The sequence below is a fragment of the Lentilactobacillus parafarraginis DSM 18390 = JCM 14109 genome (assembly GCF_001435895.1).
Lineage (GTDB): Bacteria > Bacillota > Bacilli > Lactobacillales > Lactobacillaceae > Lentilactobacillus > Lentilactobacillus parafarraginis.
The window spans coordinates 1-687 of sequence record NZ_AZFZ01000196.1 but is presented as its reverse complement, the minus strand read 5'-3'; the positions used below and the strand labels follow the sequence as shown (position 1 = coordinate 687).

General features: G+C 32.6%; 1 protein-coding gene. It reads right to left on the bottom strand.

Annotation, left to right across the window (positions count from 1 at the left end; all coding sequences use genetic code 11):
* Positions 1 to 54: 54 nt before the first annotated feature.
* Entirely contained in the window at positions 55 to 564 is a 510-nt protein-coding gene (locus FD47_RS14705) for a hypothetical protein (protein ID WP_054736833.1), read from the bottom strand.
* Positions 565 to 687: the final 123 nt, after the last annotated feature.

Here is a 687-nt window from a genome sequence, read left to right as displayed (position 1 = left end):
GGAAAACGCCTTATGAAATATTCTTTAATGTGGTGTTGCACTTAATTTGACAATTCAAGATGAATTAATTTGCTCGTTTTTGTTATCCTGGTTAATTGCTTTATCACCATTTCTGGTTAATTCTGTCAAATCGGATTGATATTTGGAATCGACTTTCAGTTTGTGGATTTTGTTAATATTTAAAATTGCTTTAGTCCGTTTGTTGTATGCCTCGTTCCACAAAGTAATAAATGAATTAGTGTCATACTTTTTGATACTATTTTTTTGTTCCTTGATGGCGTTTAGATAGGCTAAAGCTTGCTCATGAAGCTTATTGCTTTTAAACTTTTTGTTATCATAGCCCTTAACTTGCTCGAGTTCAGCATTGACCATTTTGGTAGCTTCATCCTTGCTAATGTTGTTTGGATCTTTGATATTATATGAAATTGCCCAACGATTTTGTAACCCCCGTTGTAATGCAGATACAAAATCTGAATCATAGTATTTAGTTTCTTTTTTGCCACATCCTCCCAAAATTAACATTGGAACCAGTAAAAGCAGAACTAAGTATTTTGGTTTCTTCATAGTAACCCCTCCAACAATGTCAGCTTTTTATGTCATCAGTGTTTGGACATTTCTTTTGGTAATTATTCATGAGATGTATTTCTTATTAATTCACGCGTTGTGCTAGTTATGAAATATTGGTTA

What these genes read in the sequence shown, in the direction of transcription:
- FD47_RS14705 (WP_054736833.1), bottom strand. Translation starts at nt 564, where the DNA reads ATGAAGAAACCAAAATACTTAGTTCTGCTTTTACTGGTTCCAATGTTA.